Below are 21042 nucleotides of genomic sequence, written 5' to 3' on the forward strand. Positions count from 1 at the left end.
CAACCTTACGCGTGGAATCCGACCCGCAAAATTGTGAAATAATTCACTGTCGAACTAATCTGCCGGTTGCCGGAACGAAGTCGGTGTTGCTCCGCCATGGGTTAATATCCAGACCACCACGGCGCGTATAGCGTGCATAAACGCTCAGTTTTTCCGGCTGACAGAAGCGTAGCAGGTCGTTGAAAATGCGTTCTACGCACTGCTCGTGAAACTCGTTATGATGGCGGAAAGAGATCAGATAACGGAGTAGTTTTTCGCGATCGATCTTGCGTCCGCGATACTGAATTTGTATGGAGCCCCAGTCCGGCTGATGGGTGATCAGACAGTTTGATTTCAACAGATGACTCACCAGCGTCTCTTCTACCACTTTTTCACCGCTGGTGGCGGACTGCAGATAATCGGTAGTGAACTGGTAGTTATCGATGTCAATGTCCTGATCATCAATGCAGGTGCCGTGAAAATGCGCGACCGGCTGTCCTTCCAGCTCATCGAGACGGTATAGCGCAACGGTCACTTTCCCTTCAGCACAGGCGCGCAAATCGTTTTCCAGCGTCTGTTGTACCGCTTCCCAGGAGTCAAACCGCGTCTGGTTAAAACTGTTCAGATACAGCTTAAAGCTTTTGGATTCAATCAGATTGAGGCTGGTGTAATCCAGTTCCACATGACCCACCGCCACCTGTGGTAATCCCCTGGCATTCAGCCATGACAGTTCATACAACGTCCAGATATCGGCACCGTGAAACGGCAGGCTGTCAGCTTTTAGACCCAGCGGGTCGCGATTCAGACTGCGAGGCACGCCCTGTAACAGGCTGGGGTCGTAAATATCCCGGTAATCCGTTGATTTACCGAGCGTCAGGCCATCAAGAGCCTGATGGTTTTCATAAGAAGACATGTTTCACCGTCATAAACCAGATACACTATGCGCCAAGTGTATCCTGGCTTTTATGAAGAGAGAAACCGGTGGACGAACAGACAGCTTTAGCCCTGAAGGATTTTACAGCGCGTTACTGTGACGCATGGCATGCAAAAAACAGCAGTTGGCCGATGAGCGAAGAACTGTATGGCGTGCCTTCTCCCTGCATTATCTCGACTACCCGTGATGCTGTGTACTGGCAACCGCAGCCGTTTGAAGGTGAACAGAATGTAAACGCGGTTGAACGCGCCTTCGATATTGTGGTACAACCTGCGCTTCACGCATTTTATACCACGCAGTTTGCCGGGGATATGCGCGCGCAGTCAGGCAGCGAAACGCTGACGCTGTTGCAAACCTGGAGCGAGGATGATTTCAGACGGGTTCAGGAGAACCTGATTGGTCATCTGGTGACGCAGAAACGTTTGAAACTGTCGCCGACCCTTTTTATTGCCACACTGGACAATGAACTGGAGGTCATTTCGCTCTGCAATCTGTCGGGGGAAGTGATCAAAGAAACGCTGGGAACCCGTAATCGTTCCGTCCTGGCCCCTTCTCTTGCGGATTTCCTTACGCACCTTAATCCTCTTCTGTAATCCATTTCACTCATGAATATGTGAGAGATCTCTTACAAGCCCTGTAGGAGATCGCCAGGTAGTAAATGAAGATATCACGAAGTAAAAATGGCTAATAACCTAATAAATCATCGAGTTAATGATTTTATGTCAACTTTCATATGAAATTTTCCTTAAGGCATTGCCTGTAAGCATCTTGTAAGACGGCGTGAAAAAGGCGATTCTATGTACGTCGACAGGGAGTCGCACAACGAAGTGAACATCAGGATGATGACACTTCAGCAGGACACACCAGGACGGTGTTACAGGGAAAGGCTTCAGGATGAAGTGAAGAGGATAACGCGGGAATGCGTTAAAGGACACCTCCAGGAAGGAGAACGAGAGCCGGTCAGGATAGTCGGTGGGTCAGGATGGCCAGGATGCTTCAGGATGAAGTAATCACATCGGGGTGGTGTGAGCAGGATGCAAAATGTTCAGGATGAACAACAGGTCGCAAGACCAGAGGAAAAGTTGTCACGGATGAGCAGGGAGCACAAAAAGTAGCTGGAATGCTGCGAAACGAACCGGGAGCACTGTTTTTACAGTGCTCCCTTTTTTTGCTTCTCATTTTACTGGTGGTATCCTTCGCGCCAGATTTTTCATCATTGAGGTGACTTTCATGACGACTCATGACCGTGTGCGTCAGCAGCTTCATGCACTTGAAGCGTTGCTGCGTGAGCATCAACACTGGCGGATGGATGAACCCGAAGCCCACCTGTTTACCAGCACCCAACCGTTTTGTATGGATACGATGGAACCCATTGAGTGGCTGCAATGGGTCCTTATCCCCCGCATGCATGCGCTACTGGACAGTGCGCAACCGCTGCCCGAGGCGTTTGCCGTCGCACCTTATTACGAAATGGCGCTGACCGCCGATCATCCGCAGCGCGAAATCCTGCTGGAGGCGTTGCAGGCGCTGGATGCGCTTTTTGCGCAAGATAAATCCTGATGCTGGAAATTCTGTATCAGGATGAATGGCTGGTTGCGGTCAACAAGCCTTCCGGCTGGCTGGTGCACCGCAGCTGGCTGGATCGAGACGAAAAAGTGGTGGTGATGCAGACCGTGCGTGACCAGATTGGTCAGCATGTGTTTACCGCGCATCGCCTCGACAGACCAACATCCGGCGTCCTGCTGATGGGCTTATCCAGTGAAGCCGGACGCCGTCTCGCGCAGCAGTTTGAGCAACACCAGATCCATAAGCGCTATCACGCCATTGTCCGTGGTTGGTTAATGGAAGAGGCGGTACTCGATTATCCGCTGGTGGAGGAACTGGATAAAATCGCCGACAAGTTTGCCCGCGAAAACAAAGACCCACAGCCTGCGGTAACTCATTACCGTGGCCTCGCCACCGTTGAAATGCCCGTGGCAACCAGGCGTTATCCGACGACTCGTTACGGACTGGTGGAACTGGATCCGCAAACGGGACGCAAGCATCAGCTCAGACGTCATCTGGCGCACCTGCGCCATCCGATTATTGGCGACAGCAAGCATGGCGATTTGCGGCAGAACCGCAGTGCAGCGGAACATTTTGGCTGCAACCGACTGATGCTGCATGCCAGCCAGCTTTCGCTGACTCATCCGTTTACCGGTGAACCGTTGACGATTCATGCCGGGCTGGATACGGTCTGGATGCAGGCGCTATCACAGTTTGGCTGGCAGGGCCTTCTCCCTAATAATGAAAGGGTTGAGTTAAGTGAGCCAGCAGGTCAGGATGAACGCATACGTTCTTCATTCAGGGAGTAATTAAGCATGGCGGAAATCGGGATTTTTGTCGGGACAATGTATGGTAACGCGCTACTGGTGGCCGAAGAGGCCGAAGCGATCCTGACGGCCCAGGGGCACAATGCGACCGTTTTTGAAGATCCTGAACTGACGGACTGGCAGAAATATCAGGATAAAATCGCGCTGGTGGTCACCTCAACGACCGGGCAGGGCGATTTACCTGACAGCATTGTACCGTTGTTTCAGGGAATCAAAGACCAACTGGGTTTCCAGCCAAATCTGCGTTACGGCGTGATTGCGTTAGGCGACAGCAGCTACGTCAATTTCTGTAATGGCGGTAAACAGTTTGATGCCCTGTTACAGGAGCAAAGCGCGCAGCGCGTGGGGGAAATGTTGTTGATTGATGCCAGTGAGCACCCGGAGCCCGAAAGCGAATCCAATCCCTGGGTTGAACATTGGGGCACACTCTTATCCTGAGAGTGAACCCTCCCCCTACCGGGAGGGGCTCTCTTATGGTGCCAGGCACGGGAACAACCTGATGCTATGCTACCCATACTGAATCGAGTTAGCCTCGGGCAAACGCCCCTAAATACCCTCAACACAGAAGGGTTTTTAGGGGCGTTTTCATAGGGTCAAGCGACCTGTTTCACACTCCTGCCTTTTCCACGTAAGTCCCACGCGATTTCCGTTACAGGTTTTCAATTCCGTGAAGTCGCTTCCATCACCCTGGGCTTTTGCCATAAACATAAGTGATACATCACCTAAATGTTGGGTTCTTGCACGGTGAGCAAGAACCGGGTGCTTTTTATACTTCTCCTGCCAGTTATAAAAAATGCAGTTAGCAAGGCGAACGACCTAATAAAAGCTGCAATAAAAAACACGAAACGTCACCTCTGATCCCCTACCAGTTGTGCTGTTCAGAGTGAGCGTGACTAACGCGAAAATTCAGGAGTGCAACAATGAGTTCATTAAGTCAGGCTGCGAGCGGTGCGGAAAAACGCACCAATGCCCGCTACTGGATAGTGGTGATGTTGTTTATCGTCACCTCCTTCAACTATGGCGACCGCGCCACCTTATCCATTGCTGGTTCGGAGATGGCCAAAGATATTGGTCTGGATCCGGTCGGCATGGGTTACGTTTTCTCTGCGTTCTCATGGGCCTACGTTATCGGGCAGATCCCGGGCGGCTGGCTGCTGGACCGTTTTGGTTCCAAACGCGTTTACTTCTGGTCCATCTTCATTTGGTCCATGTTTACCCTGTTACAGGGCTTCGTCGATATCTTCAGCGGATTCGGCATTATCGTCGCGCTGTTTACCTTGCGCTTCCTCGTCGGTCTGGCGGAAGCGCCGTCCTTCCCCGGCAACAGTCGCATCGTCGCGGCCTGGTTCCCGGCACAGGAGAGGGGAACGGCGGTCGCAATCTTTAACTCTGCGCAGTACTTTGCCACCGTTATTTTTGCCCCAATCATGGGCTGGCTGACGCACGAAGTGGGTTGGTCGCATGTGTTCTTCTTTATGGGCGGCCTTGGGATTGTCATCAGCTTTATCTGGCTGAAAGTGATCCACGAGCCAAACCAGCATCCGGGCGTGAACAAGAAAGAGCTGGAATACATAGCAGAAGGCGGTGCGCTGATCAACATGGATCAGAAAGACACCAAAGCCAAAGTGCCGCTTAGCGTGAAATGGGGACAGGTCAAGCAGTTGCTGGGTTCCCGCATGATGATCGGTGTGTATATCGGTCAGTACTGCATTAACGCGCTGACCTACTTCTTTATCACCTGGTTCCCGGTTTATCTGGTACAGGCTCGCGGTATGTCGATCCTGAAAGCGGGCTTTGTGGCCTCGGTTCCTGCGGTGTGCGGATTTATCGGCGGGGTGCTGGGCGGCATTATCTCCGACTGGCTGATGCGTCGGACCGGCTCACTGAACATTGCGCGTAAAACGCCTATCGTGATGGGGATGTTGTTGTCGATGGTGATGGTGTTCTGTAACTACGTCAACGTCGAGTGGATGATCATCGGTTTCATGGCGCTGGCGTTCTTTGGTAAGGGCATCGGTGCCCTGGGCTGGGCGGTGATGGCTGATACAGCGCCGAAAGAGATCAGCGGCCTGAGCGGGGGTCTGTTCAACATGTTCGGCAACATCTCTGGCATCGTGACACCCATTGCCATTGGCTACATCGTTGGCACGACCGGCTCCTTCAACGGTGCGCTGATTTATGTGGGCGTGCATGCGTTGATCGCGGTACTGAGCTACCTGGTGCTGGTGGGGGATATTAAACGTATCGAACTGAAACCGGTCGCAGGACAACTATCATGACGACACAATCCAGCCCCGTTATCACGGACATGAAGGTCATTCCGGTCGCCGGACATGACAGTATGCTCCTCAACATTGGCGGTGCGCATAACGCGTATTTTACCCGCAATATCGTGGTGCTAACCGATAACGCCGGGAACACCGGCGTCGGTGAAGCGCCGGGCGGAGAGGTTATCTACCAGACGCTGGTTGATGCCATTCCGATGGTGCTCGGTCAGGAAGTGGCCCGACTGAATAAAGTGGTCCAGCAGGTCCACAAAGGCAATCAGGCCGCTGACTTTGATACGTTTGGCAAAGGCGCCTGGACATTCGAACTGCGTGTCAATGCGGTGGCCGCGCTGGAAGCCGCGCTGCTTGATCTGCTGGGCAAGGCGCTCAACGTGCCGGTCTGCGAACTGTTAGGGCCAGGCAAGCAGCGTGATGCAGTGACCGTGCTCGGTTATCTTTTCTACGTGGGCGACAGAACCAAAACCGATCTGCCTTATCTGGAGACCACACCGGGCAACCACGACTGGTATCACCTGCGCCATCAGGAAGCACTCAACAGCGATGCCGTGGTGCGTCTGGCGGAAGCCTCGCAGGATCGCTACGGTTTTAAAGATTTCAAACTCAAAGGCGGCGTGCTGCCAGGTGAGCAAGAGATCGATACCGCTCGCGCGCTGAAAAAGCGATTCCCGGATGCGCGTATTACCGTTGATCCCAACGGTGCCTGGCTGCTTGAAGAGGCGATCACGCTGTGCAAAGGGTTGAACGATGTGCTCACTTACGCAGAAGATCCGTGTGGCGCCGAGCAGGGCTTTTCCGGGCGCGAAGTGATGGCCGAATTCCGTCGCGCCACGGGATTGCCGGTGGCGACGAACATGATCGCCACTAACTGGCGCGAAATGGGCCATGCGGTAATGCTGAATGCCGTTGATATCCCGCTTGCCGATCCGCATTTCTGGACGCTTTCCGGTGCGGTACGTGTGGCACAGTTGTGCGACGACTGGGGGCTGACCTGGGGCTGCCACTCTAACAACCACTTCGATATTTCACTGGCGATGTTTACCCACGTTGGCGCGGCAGCGCCGGGTAAACCGACCGCCATCGACACGCACTGGATCTGGCAGGAGGGCGATTGCCGCCTGACGAAAAATCCTCTTGAGATTAAAAACGGAAAAATTGCTGTCCCTCACGCGCCTGGACTGGGTGTTGAACTGGACTGGGATCAGGTGCAGAAGGCGCATGACGCTTACAAAAAACTGCCAGGCGGTGCGCGAAATGACGCCGGTCCGATGCAGTACCTGATCCCCGGCTGGACTTTTGACCGTAAACGTCCCGTTTTCGGCCGTCACTGACTTGTATAAGGACTCAACAATGAACGCACAATTTACTACTCCTGTTGTTACGGCAATGCAGGTTATTCCGGTTGCGGGCCACGACAGTATGCTGATGAACCTGAGCGGAGCGCATGCCCCGTTCTTCACGCGTAATATTGTGATTATCAAAGATAATTCCGGTCATACTGGCGTGGGTGAAATCCCCGGTGGCGAAAAAATCCGTAAGACGCTGGAAGACGCGATCCCGCTGGTGGTGGGTAAACAGCTTGGTGAGTACAAAAACGTGCTGAATGCGGTGCGCAATACTTTTGCCGATCGTGACTCAGGCGGCCGCGGTCTGCAAACGTTTGACCTGCGTACCACCATCCACGTGGTCACCGGCATTGAAGCTGCGCTGCTGGATCTGCTGGGACAACATCTGGGCGTAAACGTGGCGTCTTTGCTGGGGGACGGTCAACAGCGTAGCGAAGTAGAAATGCTCGGCTATCTGTTCTTCGTCGGTAACCGCAAAGCCACACCGCTGCCGTATCAGAGCCAACCGGATGAGCAATGCGACTGGTATCGTCTGCGTCATGAAGAAGCGATGACACCCGATGCGGTCGTCCGTCTGGCAGAAGCGGCGTATGAAAAATACGGTTTCAATGACTTCAAACTGAAAGGCGGCGTGCTGGCTGGGGAAGAAGAGGCGGAGTCGATTGTGGCGCTGGCAAAACGCTTCCCACAGGCGCGCGTCACGCTGGATCCTAACGGTGCCTGGTCACTGAATGAAGCGATCAAAATCGGTAAATACCTGAAAGGTTCGCTGGCCTACGCGGAAGAACCGTGTGGTGCTGAGCAGGGCTTCTCGGGTCGTGAGGTGATGGCGGAGTTCCGTCGCGCCACCGGTCTGCCGACCGCGACCAATATGATCGCCACCGACTGGCGTCAGATGGGCCATACGCTGTCATTACAGTCGGTGGATATCCCGCTGGCTGACCCGCACTTCTGGACGATGCAGGGTTCTGTGCGCGTCGCGCAGATGTGCCATGAGTTCGGTCTGACCTGGGGTTCACACTCCAATAACCACTTTGACGTTTCGTTAGCGATGTTTACCCATGTGGCTGCGGCGGCGCCGGGCAAGATCACGGCGATCGACACTCACTGGATCTGGCAGGAAGGCAACCAGCGTCTGACCAAAGCGCCGTTTGAAATTAAAGGCGGTATGGTGCAGGTACCGGCGAAACCGGGTCTGGGCGTTGAACTGGATATGGACCAGGTAATGAAAGCTCACGAGCTGTATCAGAAGCATGGTCTGGGCGCGCGTGATGACGCGATGGGGATGCAGTATCTGATCCCGAACTGGACGTTCGATAACAAACGTCCATGCATGGTTCGTTAAGATGTCGACCGGTCCCAAAAGGACCGGTTATTTTTTATTGGTAAACCGGGTGTATGCTTAGCTGAGTCAACATGCGTAAGGACGGCTTATGAAAATAGTGATCGCACCGGACTCGTATAAGGAAAGTTTGAGTGCTCTCGAGGTGGCGAACGCCATTGAGCAAGGTTTTCGTGAAATCTGGCCCGATGCGGATTACGTAAAACTTCCGGTTGCTGATGGCGGTGAAGGAACAGTTGAAGCCATGGTGGCGGCGACGGCGGGACGCATTGTTGATGTCGACGTCACGGGTCCGCTGGGGAAAACCGTCACCGCGTTTTTCGGCTTATCCGGCGACGAGCGCACGGCTTTCATTGAGATGGCGGCAGCCAGCGGCCTGGAGCAGGTGCCTGTCGCGTTACGCGATCCATTAAAGACAACCTCCTGGGGAACCGGGGAGTTGATTCGTCATGCGCTGGATGCTGGCGTAGATCATATTATTATCGGGCTCGGCGGCAGTGCGACCAACGACGGCGGTGCGGGCATGGTGCAGGCGTTGGGGGCAAAATTGCTCGATGCCCGGCAGAATGAAATTGGTAAGGGCGGAGCAGCGCTCGATGCGCTTACACGGATCGATATCAGCCAGTTGGATCCGCGTCTTGCCGCATGCCGTATTGAAGTCGCGTGTGATGTGACTAACCCGCTGACTGGTAAAGAGGGGGCGTCAGCGGTGTTTGGCCCACAGAAAGGGGCTACGGCAGAGACGATCGATCGTCTGGATACGGCACTGGTGCATTATGCGCAGATTATCGCCCGCGATCTGGAGGTGGATGTCCTTGAACTGGCTGGCGGTGGTGCGGCAGGCGGTATGGGCGCGGCGCTGTATGCGTTTTGCGGTGCGCAACTGCGACGCGGAATTGAGATAGTCACCGATGCGCTACAACTGGATGCGTGCGTTGCGGATGCCGATCTGGTGGTGACCGGCGAAGGGCGCATGGATAGCCAGACGATCCACGGTAAAGTTCCGGTAGGAGTGGCGAAGGTGGCAAAGCGCTACCACAAACCGGTGATCGGTATTGCCGGTAGCCTGACGGCCGATGTCGGCATCGTCCATGAACATGGGCTGGATGCCGTCTTTAGCGTGATTTATACCATCTGTACGCTGGACGATGCGTTGAAGAACGCCGCAGAGAACGTGCGCATGACCGCGCGCAACGTCGCGGCGACGCTCAAAATGGGACAGACGCTACGCTGATCGACAGGCCGGATGGCGCGCTGCCTGTCTGGCCTACAACAGCCATTTTCGCGCTTCACGCGCCACGTTATCCATCTCGTCCAGCAGTTCCAGAAACTCGGGTTCCAGATCTTCTTCTGGCGTCCCTTCGCGTAACTGGCTTTCCAGCAATTGACACAAATTCTTCATGCGCGGTACGCCGCTATAACCGCAACTGCCATGCAGCTTATGAATCAAATCGATTAATCCTTGTGGATTTTCCCCTACCAACTGCTCTTCGATTTTATTACGCACTTCCGGCAGAAAATCGATCAGCATTTGCAGCATATCGCGTGCCAGATCGGGTTTTCCGGCGGCCTGGCGTAGCGCCAGTTGCCAGTCCAGCGTGGCATTTGGGTTGAAAACCGGTTCGATCGGTTCAGCGCTAAGCCGGCGTGTCGGAACACTTGCGCCAGGTTTGTAGCGTTGCAGCAGATTAAACAACTTCTCTTCTTCGATCGGTTTTGCCAGATAGTCATTCATTCCGGCACTCAGCAATTTCTCTTTCTGGCCTGCCATCGCGTGCGCGGTGACGGCGATCACCGGGGTTTGCTGTTGATGAGGAAGCTGGTGGATCAGTTCGCAAGCCCGAATGCCATCCATGTCCGGCATCTGAATATCCATCAGGATCAGATCAAACTGCATCTGCTTCGCGCGATCGACCGCCTGTTGACCGCTATCACACAGCTCAACATGTTGAACCAGATCGTCCAGTAGTGCGCCGATCAGCTTCAGGTTGGCTGGATTATCATCTACCGCCATAACCGTCATGGCAATTTTGCTTTCGTCTGAGACCAGCGCGCTTTCGGGGTGATTCTGACGACACAAATCCACCAGCGCGGGCAGCAGACGCGTGGAGGTCAGGGGTTTTAGCAGACAACTTGCCACACCGTCCTGTTTGAGTTTCTCGGCGTTCACCTGAGCGTGGCACGGCAGCGCCAGCATCAGGAATTCGGTCATTTTGGTTGCCTGAATCAGCCGTTCGTGCTGCATTGTCAGCGGCTCTTTGAAGGTGACGGCAACGCCAAGCAGCATAAAGTCGTAGTGCTCAACGGCCAGTGCGGAAAATGTTGGGCTATAAATCACCTCCAGCGGCGTTTCGCTAAGAATATCCAGCGTACACTGCGCGGCGGCGGCATTTGGCTCGATGTAGGCAATACGTTTACCCACCAGGCAGGTGGTCGCCGGGCCATCCTTAATCACATTCGGATTCAGATCGAGATTGATGTGGAACCAGAAGGTTGAGCCGCGATTCGGCTGGCTGTGGAAGGAGATATCGCCGCCCATCTCGTTAACCAGCTTCTGCGTGATCACCAGCCCCAGTCCGGTACCGCCGTGGCGACGGGAAATACTGGCATCGGCCTGACGGAAAGCCTGGAACAGGCGTGACTGGTCGCGCTCGGGGATACCGATGCCGGTATCGCGGATCTGCACTTCGATCTGCACTTTGGTGTTACTCAGCGAACGCTTTTCCACCAGAATGTCGATGTTGCCGCTCTCGGTGAATTTAATCGCGTTACCGACCAGATTAGTGATGACCTGCTGTAAACGCAGCGGGTCGCCAATCACGTTATCCGGTACGTCATTCTTAATATTGAGCGTCAGCTCCAGCCCTTTGTCGTGCGACGAATGCGCCAGCAGCGTCACCACTTCATCGAGCGTATTGCGCAGGGCAAAGGGAATGCTTTCGAGAATAAGTTTACCCGCTTCCAGCTTAGAGAAATCGAGAACGTCGTTGATGATTGCCAGCAGGTTATTTGCCGAACGCTCGATGGTATTCAGGTGGTCGCGCTGGGTGGTATTCAGCTCGGTTTTCAGCGTCAGGCGCGTAAAGCCGATCACGCCGTTCAGCGGGGTGCGCAGCTCATGGGACATGTTGGCCAAAAATTCAGACTTGATGCGCGCGGCTTCCTGCGCACGCTTTTTCGCGAGATCCAGCTCGACGTTCTGGATCTCCATCTGCTCGAGCGTTTCACGCAAATCGGAGGTCGCCTGATCGATATTGTGCTGCATCTCTTCGTGATAGGCCGCGAGCGACATGGCCATTGAGTTAATGCCGTTTTTCAACACATCCAGCTCGCCGAGCATAAAGCCCTCCACGCGGCTGTCGAGTTGCCCCCGGCGGATGCGGTCAACCGTATTGACCATGTTGCGAATCGGCCCTGTCACATCGCGCATCAGACGCCAGCCAAAGATCAGCGCAATGCCGATACAAAACAGCATCATGACGGAAGAAATGAAGATTTCTTTATACTGTTGTAAGCGGACCGACTTGAGATCGAGTTCAAGCGCCACATATCCCAACATATTACCCGCGTTTTTCGCATCAGTGGCCGGGGATTCGTCAAGCGAATAGCTTTCTGAAATGATCGGCGTGCGCAGGATTAAAATATCGCCCTGACCCTCAACGCTCAGTCGGCGCGGAAACGGTGAGCCCGGAGGCAGTTGCATTTCCGACGGATTGAGATTGAAATTCGAGGTGACGAAGAGGTGATTGTTCTCGTCGTAGACCGAAATCGCCCGCACAATCTCTGAGTGGCGGCGATGCAAAACGCTAATGAGCTGGCCGATGGATTCGCGGTTTTGCAGGTTCATACCGTATTCGGTAGAGACCGCGAGAGGCTCGATGATACTGGCACCGGCATCTTCCAGTTGACGCTGCAAGTCGTGGTAGCGATGCACAACGAAAAAGATACTGAGCAGTAAACCGATAAGCACGGTCGGGGCCAGGATCAGAATCATCATGCGAGCGCGCAGGCTGTAGTTGGTCATGGAGTTCCGTTATGGGACAATTAGGGTCACACTGTTAAATTGAGAATATTCTCGTCGATGGCGCAATTCTACTCTGCAAAACGGCGCGTGACGACGCGCCAGATCATAACCGTTACCGTCAATGACCTCGATTCTTTTGGTCAGGGCGTTGCGCGACACAACGGAAAGACGTTGTTTATCCCCGGATTGTTGCCGCAGGAAAGTGCGGACGTGGCGATCACCGAAGATAAAAAACAGTACGCGAAAGCTCAGGTTAAGCGCCGTTTGAATGATAGCCCGGATCGCGTCACGCCGCGCTGTCCGCACTTTGGCATTTGCGGCGGCTGTCAGCAACAGCACGCGAGTATCGAACTGCAGCAGCGCAGTAAAAGCGCCGCGCTGTCACGCCTGATGAATAACGATGTCACCAAGGTGATCGCCGATGCGCCGTGGGGCTATCGCCGTCGCGCACGTTTAAGTCTCAACTTCCAACCCAAGACCCAGCAGTTCCAGATGGGATTTCGCAAGTCAGCGTCCAGTGACATCGTTGATGTCAGACAGTGCCCCATTCTGGTGCCCCAACTTGAAGCATTACTGCCCGATCTCAGGGCATGCCTTGGCAGCCTGCAGGGAATTCGCCATCTGGGACATGTTGAACTGGTGCAGGCAGACAGCGGTACGCTGATGATTCTGCGCCATACCGCGCCGTTAAGTCGCGCGGATAACGAAAAACTGGAACGCTTTTCGCATTCAAAGGGACTGTCTCTGTGTCTGGCACCGCAAAGCGAGATACTGGAAACGGTTTCTGGTCAGACGCCCTGGTATGAATCAAACGGGCTACGCTTAAACTTCAGTCCGCGTGATTTTATTCAGGTCAATGCAGGGGTGAACCAGAAAATGGTGGCCAGCGCGCTGGAATGGCTGGACGTACAGCCTGGCGATCGCGTGCTGGATCTCTTCTGCGGGATGGGCAATTTCACACTCCCGTTGGCAACCCGGGCGGCAAGCGTTGTCGGGGTGGAAGGCGTGCCTGCGCTGGTGGAAAAAGGGCGCGAAAATGCACAACAAAATGGATTACACAATGTGACATTCTTTCATGAAAATCTTGAAGAGGATGTCACCCGACAGCCGTGGGCCAAAAACGGTTTTGATAAAATCTTGCTCGACCCTGCGCGCGCAGGGGCTGCGGGCGTGATGCAACATATTATAAAATTGCAGCCTGGCCGCATTGTTTATGTATCCTGTAATCCTGCCACGCTGGCGCGGGATAGTGAGGCGTTATTACGCGCAGGATATCAAATACAACGGCTGGCGATGCTTGACATGTTCCCCCACACGGGACACCTGGAATCGATGGTATTGTTTGAGCATTCATAATGAATCACGACTTGTCGACTTCGACAGGTCACGTCCCTTAAGGAGAGGACAATGGTTGCGGTAAGAAGTGCGCATCTAAACAAAGCTGGGGAATTTGACCCGAAAAAGTGGATCGAAAGTCTTGGGATCACCAGCCAGCAGTCATGTGAACGCTTAGCCGAAACCTGGGCGTATTGCCTGCAACAGACACAGGGGCATCCGGATGCGGAACTGCTGCTGTGGCGTGGCGTGGAGATGGTGGAAATCCTCTCGACACTCAGTATGGATATCGACACGCTGCGGGCAGCGCTGCTGTTCCCTCTGGCAGATGCCAATGTCGTTAGCGAAGATACCCTGCAGGAAAGCGTAGGTAAGTCTATCGTCAATCTGATTCATGGCGTGCGTGACATGGCGGCCATTCGCCAGTTGAAAGCGACCCATACCGATTCCGTCTCCTCCGAGCAGGTCGACAACGTGCGGCGCATGCTGCTGGCGATGGTCGACGATTTCCGCTGCGTGGTCATCAAACTTGCTGAACGAATCGCCCATCTGCGCGAGGTGAAAGACGCGCCGGAAGATGAGCGCGTGTTGGCGGCAAAAGAGTGCACTAACATCTATGCGCCGCTGGCGAACCGATTAGGTATCGGTCAGCTGAAATGGGAGCTGGAAGATTATTGCTTCCGCTATCTGCATCCTGCCGAGTACAAACGCATTGCCAAACTGCTGCATGAACGGCGTATCGATCGTGAGCACTACATTGAAGAGTTCGTGAGTCATTTGCGCTCAGAGATGAAAACGGAAGGCGTAAAGGCGGAAGTGTATGGACGCCCGAAACACATCTACAGCATCTGGCGAAAAATGCAGAAAAAGCATCTGGCATTTGATGAGCTGTTTGACGTGCGCGCCGTGCGTATCGTCGCCGAGCGCTTGCAGGACTGCTACGCCGCGCTGGGCATTGTCCACACGCACTATCGCCATCTGCCGGATGAGTTTGACGACTATGTCGCCAACCCGAAACCGAATGGCTATCAGTCGATTCACACCGTGGTGTTGGGGCCCGGCGGCAAAACGGTAGAGATCCAGATTCGTACTAAACAAATGCACGAGGACGCTGAGCTGGGCGTCGCCGCGCACTGGAAGTATAAAGAAGGCGCAGCCGCAGGCGGGGCGCGTTCCGGCCATGAGGACCGCATTGCCTGGCTGCGTAAGCTGATCGCCTGGCAGGAAGAGATGGCGGACTCTGGCGAAATGCTCGACGAAGTGCGCAGTCAGGTGTTTGACGATCGGGTCTACGTCTTTACACCGAAAGGCGATGTTGTGGATCTGCCCGCGGGCTCTACGCCGCTCGACTTTGCGTATCACATTCATAGTGATGTGGGGCACCGTTGTATTGGGGCGAAAATCGGTGGGCGCATCGTGCCGTTTACCTATCAGTTGCAGATGGGCGATCAGATCGAAATCATCACCCAGAAACAGCCGAATCCGAGCCGTGACTGGCTGAATCCGAATCTGGGCTATGTGACGACCAGCCGTGGGCGCTCGAAAATCCACGCCTGGTTCCGGAAACAGGACCGCGATAAGAACATCCTTGCCGGACGGCAGATTCTGGATGACGAGCTGTCGCATTTAGGGATCAGCCTGAAAGAAGCGGAAAAGCATCTGCTGCCGCGTTACAACTTCAACGAGCTGGAGGAACTGCTGGCGGCGATTGGCGGGGGCGATATCCGTCTGAACCAGATGGTGAACTTCCTGCAATCGCAGTTCAACAAACCGAGCGCCGCCGAAGAAGACGCCGCCGCGCTGAAACAGCTTCAGCAGAAAACGCATGCGCCGCAGAACCGGCGTAAAGACGATGGGCGTGTTGTTGTGGAAGGCGTAGGTAATTTGATGCATCACATTGCCCGTTGCTGCCAGCCGATTCCTGGTGATGAGATTGTTGGGTTCATTACCCAGGGCCGCGGGATTTCCGTCCATCGGGCGGACTGTGAGCAACTGGTCGAACTGCGTGCGCATGCGCCGGAACGCCTTGTGGACGCCGTGTGGGGTGAAAGCTATTCGGCAGGATACTCGCTGGTAGTGCGCGTACAGGCCAACGATCGCAGCGGTTTACTGCGTGATATCACGACGATTCTGGCGAACGAGAAGGTCAATGTGCTCGGCGTTGCCAGTCGTAGCGATACCAAACAACAGCTTGCTACTATCGATATGACAATTGAAATCTACAACCTGCAGGTGCTGGGACGCGTGCTCAGCAAGCTGAATCAGGTACCTGATGTGATTGTCGCGCGTCGTTTGCACGGCAATTAATTTTTCTTTCCAGGCCCGGTGGCGCCTCGCTTATCGGGCCTGTGTTTTCAGGATGTTCCAATGACCCAAATTGACCGCCTGCTTGGCATCATGCAACGCCTGCGCGACCCGAAAACCGGCTGTCCGTGGGATAACGAACAGACTTTCGCCACGCTCGCCCCTTACACCCTTGAAGAAACCTACGAAGTGCTTGACGCGATTTCCCGTGAGGATTTTGACGATCTGCGCGGTGAGCTGGGCGATCTACTGTTTCAGGTCGTGTTTTACGCACAAATAGCCCAGGAAGAAGGGCGCTTTGATTTCAATGATATTTGTGCCGCCATCAGTGACAAACTCGAGCGTCGCCACCCGCACGTTTTTGCGGATGCCCAGGCCAACAACAGCACTGAAGTGCTGGCCCGCTGGGAACAAATCAAAACCGGCGAACGGGCGCAAAAAGCGCAGCATTCTGCCCTCGATGATATTCCGCGCAGTTTACCAGCGCTAATGCGGGCGCAGAAAATCCAGAAGCGCTGTTCGAATGTCGGTTTTGACTGGACGACGCTGGGACCAGTGGTCGATAAGGTGTATGAAGAGATCGACGAGGTCATGCACGAGGCCCGGCAGGTCGTTGTCGACCAGGCTAAACTGGAAGAGGAAATGGGCGATTTGCTGTTTGCCACCGTCAATATGGCCCGTCATTTAGGCACCAAAGCGGAGACCGCTCTGCAAAAAGCCAACGAAAAGTTCGAGCGGCGTTTTCGTGAGGTCGAACGGATTGTGGCGGCGCGCGGCCTGGAAATGACCGGTGTTGACCTGGAAACGATGGAAGAAGTCTGGCAACAGGTAAAACGGCAGGAAATTGATCTCTAAGGGAATTGCGCGGTCAAGGGCGTTTTGTGTGATTTTTTAAATAACAAGCGCTTGATTTGCGTCAAAAACATTTACTTCAAAGAGGCTATTTTCTCTTCCCGTTATGTTGATGAGACACCGTGTATACTGCTTCTTCGAGTTATTCGAGTCGCAATACGGCGGCGACTGAAAGAATCCCCAGAAACATAGAAATGCTATGTGACTGGGGTGAGTGAAGGAAGCCAACACCGGTGCGGCTTGAAGAACGAAGGAGAGGGGATAATGAAAGTTTGTGGCGTACGTCATGTTCGGGTATACTACTTTCCCGTCCTGGTTATTCCATCGTTTCACCCTAACTTCTCAGGTTCAGCATGACAACGAACTATATTTTTGTGACCGGCGGGGTCGTATCCTCTCTGGGTAAAGGCATTGCCGCAGCCTCCCTCGCAGCCATTCTTGAAGCCCGTGGCCTCAACGTGACCATCATGAAACTGGATCCGTATATCAACGTCGATCCAGGCACCATGAGCCCAATCCAACACGGGGAAGTGTTCGTTACTGAAGACGGCGCTGAAACCGACCTGGACCTGGGTCACTACGAGCGTTTCATTCGCACCAAAATGAGCCGCCGCAACAACTTCACCACGGGTCGTATTTACTCTGACGTTCTGCGCAAAGAGCGCCGTGGCGACTATCTGGGCGCGACCGTACAGGTTATCCCGCACATCACCAATGCCATTAAAGAACGCGTGCTGGAAGGCGGCGAAGGCCATGACGTTGTGCTGGTCGAAATCGGCGGTACCGTTGGTGATATCGAATCTCTGCCGTTCCTTGAAGCGATTCGCCAGATGGCCGTTGAAATTGGCCGTGAACACACACTGTTTATGCATCTGACGCTGGTTCCGTACATGGCAGCGGCAGGTGAAGTGAAAACAAAACCGACGCAGCACTCTGTAAAAGAGCTGCTCTCTATCGGTATCCAGCCAGATATCCTGATTTGCCGCTCTGACCGCGCTGTCCCGGCTAACGAACGTGCGAAAATTGCATTGTTCTGTAACGTTCCGGAAAAAGCGGTGATTTCTCTGAAAGATGTCGATTCCATCTATAAAATTCCAGGCATGTTGAAATCACAGGGCCTGGACGATTATATTTGTAAACGATTCAGCTTAGAGTGTCCGGAAGCTAACCTGGCCGAATGGGAACAGGTAATTTACGAAGAAGCGAACCCGGCAGGCGAAGTCACGATTGGGATGGTTGGCAAGTACATTGAACTGCCGGATGCCTATAAATCCGTGATTGAAGCGCTGAAACACGGCGGTCTGAAAAATCGCGTGACCGTCAACATCAAGCTGATTGATTCGCAGGATGTTGAAACGCGCGGTGTCGAAATCCTGAAAGATTTGGACGCTATCCTGATCCCTGGCGGCTTCGGCTACCGTGGCGTAGAAGGCAAGATCGCGACTGCACGCTATGCGCGTGAGAACAATATTCCTTATCTGGGCATTTGCCTGGGTATGCAGGTTGCGTTGATTGAGTTTGCGCGTAATGTCGCCGGTATGGACAACGCCAACTCGACGGAATTTGTGCCAGACTGTAAGTACCCGGTTGTGGCGCTGATTACCGAATGGCGTGACGAAGACGGTAACGTTGAAGTCCGTACCGAGAAGAGCGATCTGGGTGGCACCATGCGTCTTGGCGCGCAGCAGTGTCAGCTTGGCGACGATAGTCTGGTCCGTCAGTTGTACGGCACGCCGACTATTGTTGAACGTCATCGCCATCGTTACGAAGTCAACAATATGCTGTTGAAACAGATTGAAGCTGCGGGTCTGCGTGTTGCAGGCCGTTCCGGTGATGATCAGTTGGTCGAGATCATTGAGGTACCGAATCATCCGTGGTTCGTGGCCTGTCAGTTCCATCCGGAATTTACTTCCACGCCACGTGATGGACATCCGCTGTTTGCTGGCTTTGTGAAAGCCGCCAGCGAGCATCAGAAGCGTCAGGCGAAGTAAGAAGTAAAAAAAGTTAGAACGGCAACGCGTACCAAAGGTACGCGTTGTTTGTCTGGAGTTTTAGTTTAACTTGTACTGAGGAAAACCTAATGTCCAAAATCGTTAAAGTCATCGGTCGTGAAATCATCGACTCCCGTGGTAACCCGACTGTTGAAGCCGAAGTACACCTGGAAGGTGGTTTCGTCGGTATGGCAGCAGCTCCGTCAGGTGCTTCTACAGGCTCCCGCGAAGCGCTGGAACTGCGCGATGGCGACAAAGCCCGCTTCATGGGTAAAGGCGTACTGAAAGCTGTTGGCGCGGTTAACGGCCCGATCGCTCAGGCTATCCTTGGCAAAGATGCCAAAGATCAGGCTGGCATCGACAAGATCATGATCGATCTGGACGGTACTGAAAACAAATCCAACTTCGGCGCGAACGCCATCCTGGCTGTGTCTCTGGCTAACGCCAAAGCTGCTGCTGCTGCTAAAGGCATGCCGCTGTACGAGCACATCGCTGAGCTGAATGGTACTCCGGGCAAATACTCCATGCCGGTTCCGATGATGAACATCATCAACGGTGGTGAGCACGCTGACAACAACGTCGACATCCAGGAATTCATGATTCAGCCAGTTGGCGCGAAAACCCTGAAAGAAGCCGTACGTATGGGTTCTGAAGTGTTCCACAACCTGGCTAAAGTGCTGAAAGCGAAAGGCATGAACACTGCTGTGGGTGACGAAGGTGGCTATGCGCCGAACCTGGGCTCCAACGCTGAAGCGCTGGCTGTCATTGCTGAAGCGGTTAAAGCTGCTGGCTACGAGCTGGGCAAAGACATCACTCTGGCGATGGACTGCGCAGCATCTGAATTCTACAAAGACGGTAAATACGTTCTGGCTGGCGAAGGCAACAAAGCGTTCACCTCTGAAGAATTCACTCACTTCCTGGAAGACCTGACCAAACAGTATCCGATCGTTTCTATCGAAGACGGTCTGGACGAGTCTGACTGGGATGGTTTTGCATACCAGACCAAAGTACTGGGCGACAAAATCCAGCTGGTTGGTGACGACCTGTTCGTAACCAACACCAAGATCCTGAAAGAAGGTATCGAAAAAGGCATCGTTAACTCCATCCTGATCAAATTCAACCAGATCGGTTCTCTGACCGAAACGCTGGCTGCAATCAAGATGGCGAAAGACGCTGGCTACACAGCTGTGATCTCTCACCGTTCCGGTGAAACTGAAGATGCTACCATCGCTGACCTGGCTGTGGGTACTGCTGCAGGCCAGATCAAAACGGGTTCTATGAGCCGTTCTGACCGCGTTGCTAAATACAACCAGCTGATTCGTATCGAAGAAGCGCTGGGTGAAAAAGCACCGTACAACGGTCGTAAAGAGATCAAAGGTCAGTAATTTATTACTGTCGCTTTACACTCTAAGAAACCCGCTTCGGCGGGTTTTTTTATGTCTTTAAAGCAGTAGCGGTAGGGTCGCGCTGGCTGTTTTCTGGCTTACATCGCTGTACTTTTCATCCAGTGCGATTAGCGATGTGGTGAGCAGTTCTATCAACAGCATCACACCCACCTTGGCGTTTAGCGCGCCGGCACTCAACGGACCTTCTGGTTTGGCTGCGACCAGTTGAATATCACTAAGCGATGCTAACGGGCTGCGCGGCGTATTACTCAGCGCCACTACGCGCACACCTTGTTTACACGCTAGCTTTACAACATGCAGCAGATCGCGCGTGGAGCCTGAACTGGAAATTGCCACTACGAGCGTGTTTTTACTAAGCGTTGTGGCGTTCATGGCAGCACGGTGCATATCGCTGAACAATTGTGCGGGTTTACCCAGACGCAGGAGTTTGTAATGTAAATACTCCCCCAGAATGGCACTGGCTGCTACGCCATAAATCTGCACTGACTGAGCCTGATGCAGTGCAAGCGCGGCGGCTTCCAGTAAGGTCCTGTCGAGTAATTTTGCTGTGTCCTGCAGCGCCTGGACGGATTCATTGACCACATTGTCAATCTCATCGCCGCTGTGCTCGACAGACTGTCCTTGTCGGAGATCGAGTGCCAGCGCCATTTTGAATTCGTTATAGCCCTTACACCCTAGCGTTCGACACAGACGTGTGACGCTAGCCTCGCTGGTGCCGCTTTCACGCGCCAGTTCGGTAATCGTCAGGTAGACCACTTTTGCCGGATCGCTGAGTACAAACTCGCCTAGCTTCTGTTGTGTTCGGCTGTATCCATCAACGCTCTGCCGCAATCTCAGCAGCAGGTTTTCATTTTCAGACATGCAAAATCCTT

At 53.8% G+C, this 21042-nt stretch carries 16 protein-coding genes; 13 read left to right on the forward strand and 3 right to left on the reverse strand.

The features are described 5' to 3' along the window. Positions 1 to 43 precede the first annotated feature (43 nt). Complete coding sequence (gene queF, locus C2U53_RS14835; RefSeq protein ID WP_044264277.1) at positions 44 to 892, reverse strand: NADPH-dependent 7-cyano-7-deazaguanine reductase QueF; 849 nt, start codon at positions 890 to 892, stop codon at positions 44 to 46. Positions 893 to 960: 68 nt separating this feature from the next. On the opposite strand from queF, the gene syd reads away from it, so the two are divergent. From syd to C2U53_RS14880, 8 genes are all read left to right on the forward strand, one after another. Next, the gene (syd, locus tag C2U53_RS14840) at positions 961 to 1506 is read left to right on the forward strand and encodes a SecY-interacting protein (RefSeq protein WP_054176851.1); all 546 of its coding nucleotides are present in this window, start codon (positions 961 to 963) and stop codon (positions 1504 to 1506) included. A gap of 637 nt (positions 1507 to 2143) precedes the next feature. After that, positions 2144 to 2473, forward strand: coding sequence for a YqcC family protein (locus tag C2U53_RS14845; RefSeq protein ID WP_042999506.1), 330 nt, complete (start codon positions 2144 to 2146; stop codon positions 2471 to 2473). Continuing rightward, entirely contained in the window at positions 2473 to 3267 is a 795-nt protein-coding gene (gene truC, locus C2U53_RS14850; RefSeq protein ID WP_104446061.1) for a tRNA pseudouridine(65) synthase TruC, read from the forward strand. Before C2U53_RS14845 ends, truC begins: the two co-directional genes overlap by 1 nt. A gap of 6 nt (positions 3268 to 3273) precedes the next feature. Then, the gene (locus tag C2U53_RS14855) at positions 3274 to 3723 is read left to right on the forward strand and encodes a flavodoxin (RefSeq protein WP_042999508.1); all 450 of its coding nucleotides are present in this window, start codon (positions 3274 to 3276) and stop codon (positions 3721 to 3723) included. 482 nt (positions 3724 to 4205) lie between these two features. Further along, the gene (gene gudP, locus C2U53_RS14865) at positions 4206 to 5564 is read left to right on the forward strand and encodes a galactarate/glucarate/glycerate transporter GudP (protein WP_042999509.1); all 1359 of its coding nucleotides are present in this window, start codon (positions 4206 to 4208) and stop codon (positions 5562 to 5564) included. Continuing rightward, a complete protein-coding gene (locus tag C2U53_RS14870) occupies positions 5561 to 6901 on the forward strand; it encodes an enolase C-terminal domain-like protein (protein ID WP_042999510.1) in 1341 nt (446 codons plus the stop codon). The genes gudP and C2U53_RS14870 overlap by 4 nt, the downstream gene beginning before the upstream one ends. A gap of 19 nt (positions 6902 to 6920) precedes the next feature. Beyond that, positions 6921 to 8261, forward strand: a complete 1341-nt coding sequence (gene gudD / locus C2U53_RS14875) for a glucarate dehydratase (protein ID WP_104446062.1) — start codon at positions 6921 to 6923, stop codon at positions 8259 to 8261. A gap of 88 nt (positions 8262 to 8349) precedes the next feature. Next, positions 8350 to 9492 (forward strand): glycerate kinase, encoded by a 1143-nt coding sequence (locus C2U53_RS14880; RefSeq protein ID WP_104446063.1) that lies wholly within the window; start codon positions 8350 to 8352, stop codon positions 9490 to 9492. Between the two features lie 33 nt (positions 9493 to 9525). Here C2U53_RS14880 and barA read toward each other — a convergent pair whose 3' ends face one another. Further along, the gene (barA, locus tag C2U53_RS14885) at positions 9526 to 12282 is read right to left on the reverse strand and encodes a two-component sensor histidine kinase BarA (protein ID WP_042999513.1); all 2757 of its coding nucleotides are present in this window, start codon (positions 12280 to 12282) and stop codon (positions 9526 to 9528) included. A 57-nt stretch (positions 12283 to 12339) separates the two neighbouring features. On the opposite strand from barA, the gene rlmD reads away from it, so the two are divergent. The 5 genes from rlmD (at position 12340) to eno (ending at position 20149) form a co-directional block, all read left to right on the forward strand. Continuing rightward, complete coding sequence (gene rlmD, locus C2U53_RS14890) at positions 12340 to 13638, forward strand: 23S rRNA (uracil(1939)-C(5))-methyltransferase RlmD (protein ID WP_042999514.1); 1299 nt, start codon at positions 12340 to 12342, stop codon at positions 13636 to 13638. A gap of 51 nt (positions 13639 to 13689) precedes the next feature. After that, the gene (gene relA / locus C2U53_RS14895; protein WP_104446064.1) at positions 13690 to 15924 is read left to right on the forward strand and encodes a GTP diphosphokinase; all 2235 of its coding nucleotides are present in this window, start codon (positions 13690 to 13692) and stop codon (positions 15922 to 15924) included. Positions 15925 to 15984: 60 nt separating this feature from the next. Further along, the gene (mazG, locus tag C2U53_RS14900; protein WP_090048500.1) at positions 15985 to 16776 is read left to right on the forward strand and encodes a nucleoside triphosphate pyrophosphohydrolase; all 792 of its coding nucleotides are present in this window, start codon (positions 15985 to 15987) and stop codon (positions 16774 to 16776) included. A gap of 350 nt (positions 16777 to 17126) precedes the next feature. Further along, positions 17127 to 18764, forward strand: coding sequence for a glutamine hydrolyzing CTP synthase (pyrG, locus tag C2U53_RS14910; RefSeq protein WP_042999517.1), 1638 nt, complete (start codon positions 17127 to 17129; stop codon positions 18762 to 18764). A gap of 89 nt (positions 18765 to 18853) precedes the next feature. Continuing rightward, positions 18854 to 20149: a phosphopyruvate hydratase gene (gene eno, locus C2U53_RS14915; RefSeq protein WP_042999518.1), complete on the forward strand. Its 1296-nt coding sequence runs from the start codon at positions 18854 to 18856 to the stop codon at positions 20147 to 20149. A 57-nt stretch (positions 20150 to 20206) separates the two neighbouring features. On the opposite strand, the gene C2U53_RS14920 is transcribed toward eno, so the two are convergent. Next, a complete protein-coding gene (locus C2U53_RS14920; protein ID WP_042999519.1) occupies positions 20207 to 21031 on the reverse strand; it encodes a MurR/RpiR family transcriptional regulator in 825 nt (274 codons plus the stop codon). Positions 21032 to 21042: the final 11 nt, after the last annotated feature.

This window comes from Citrobacter sp. CFNIH10, from assembly GCF_002934585.1.
GTDB classification, from domain to species: Bacteria; Pseudomonadota; Gammaproteobacteria; order Enterobacterales; family Enterobacteriaceae; genus Citrobacter_A; species Citrobacter_A amalonaticus.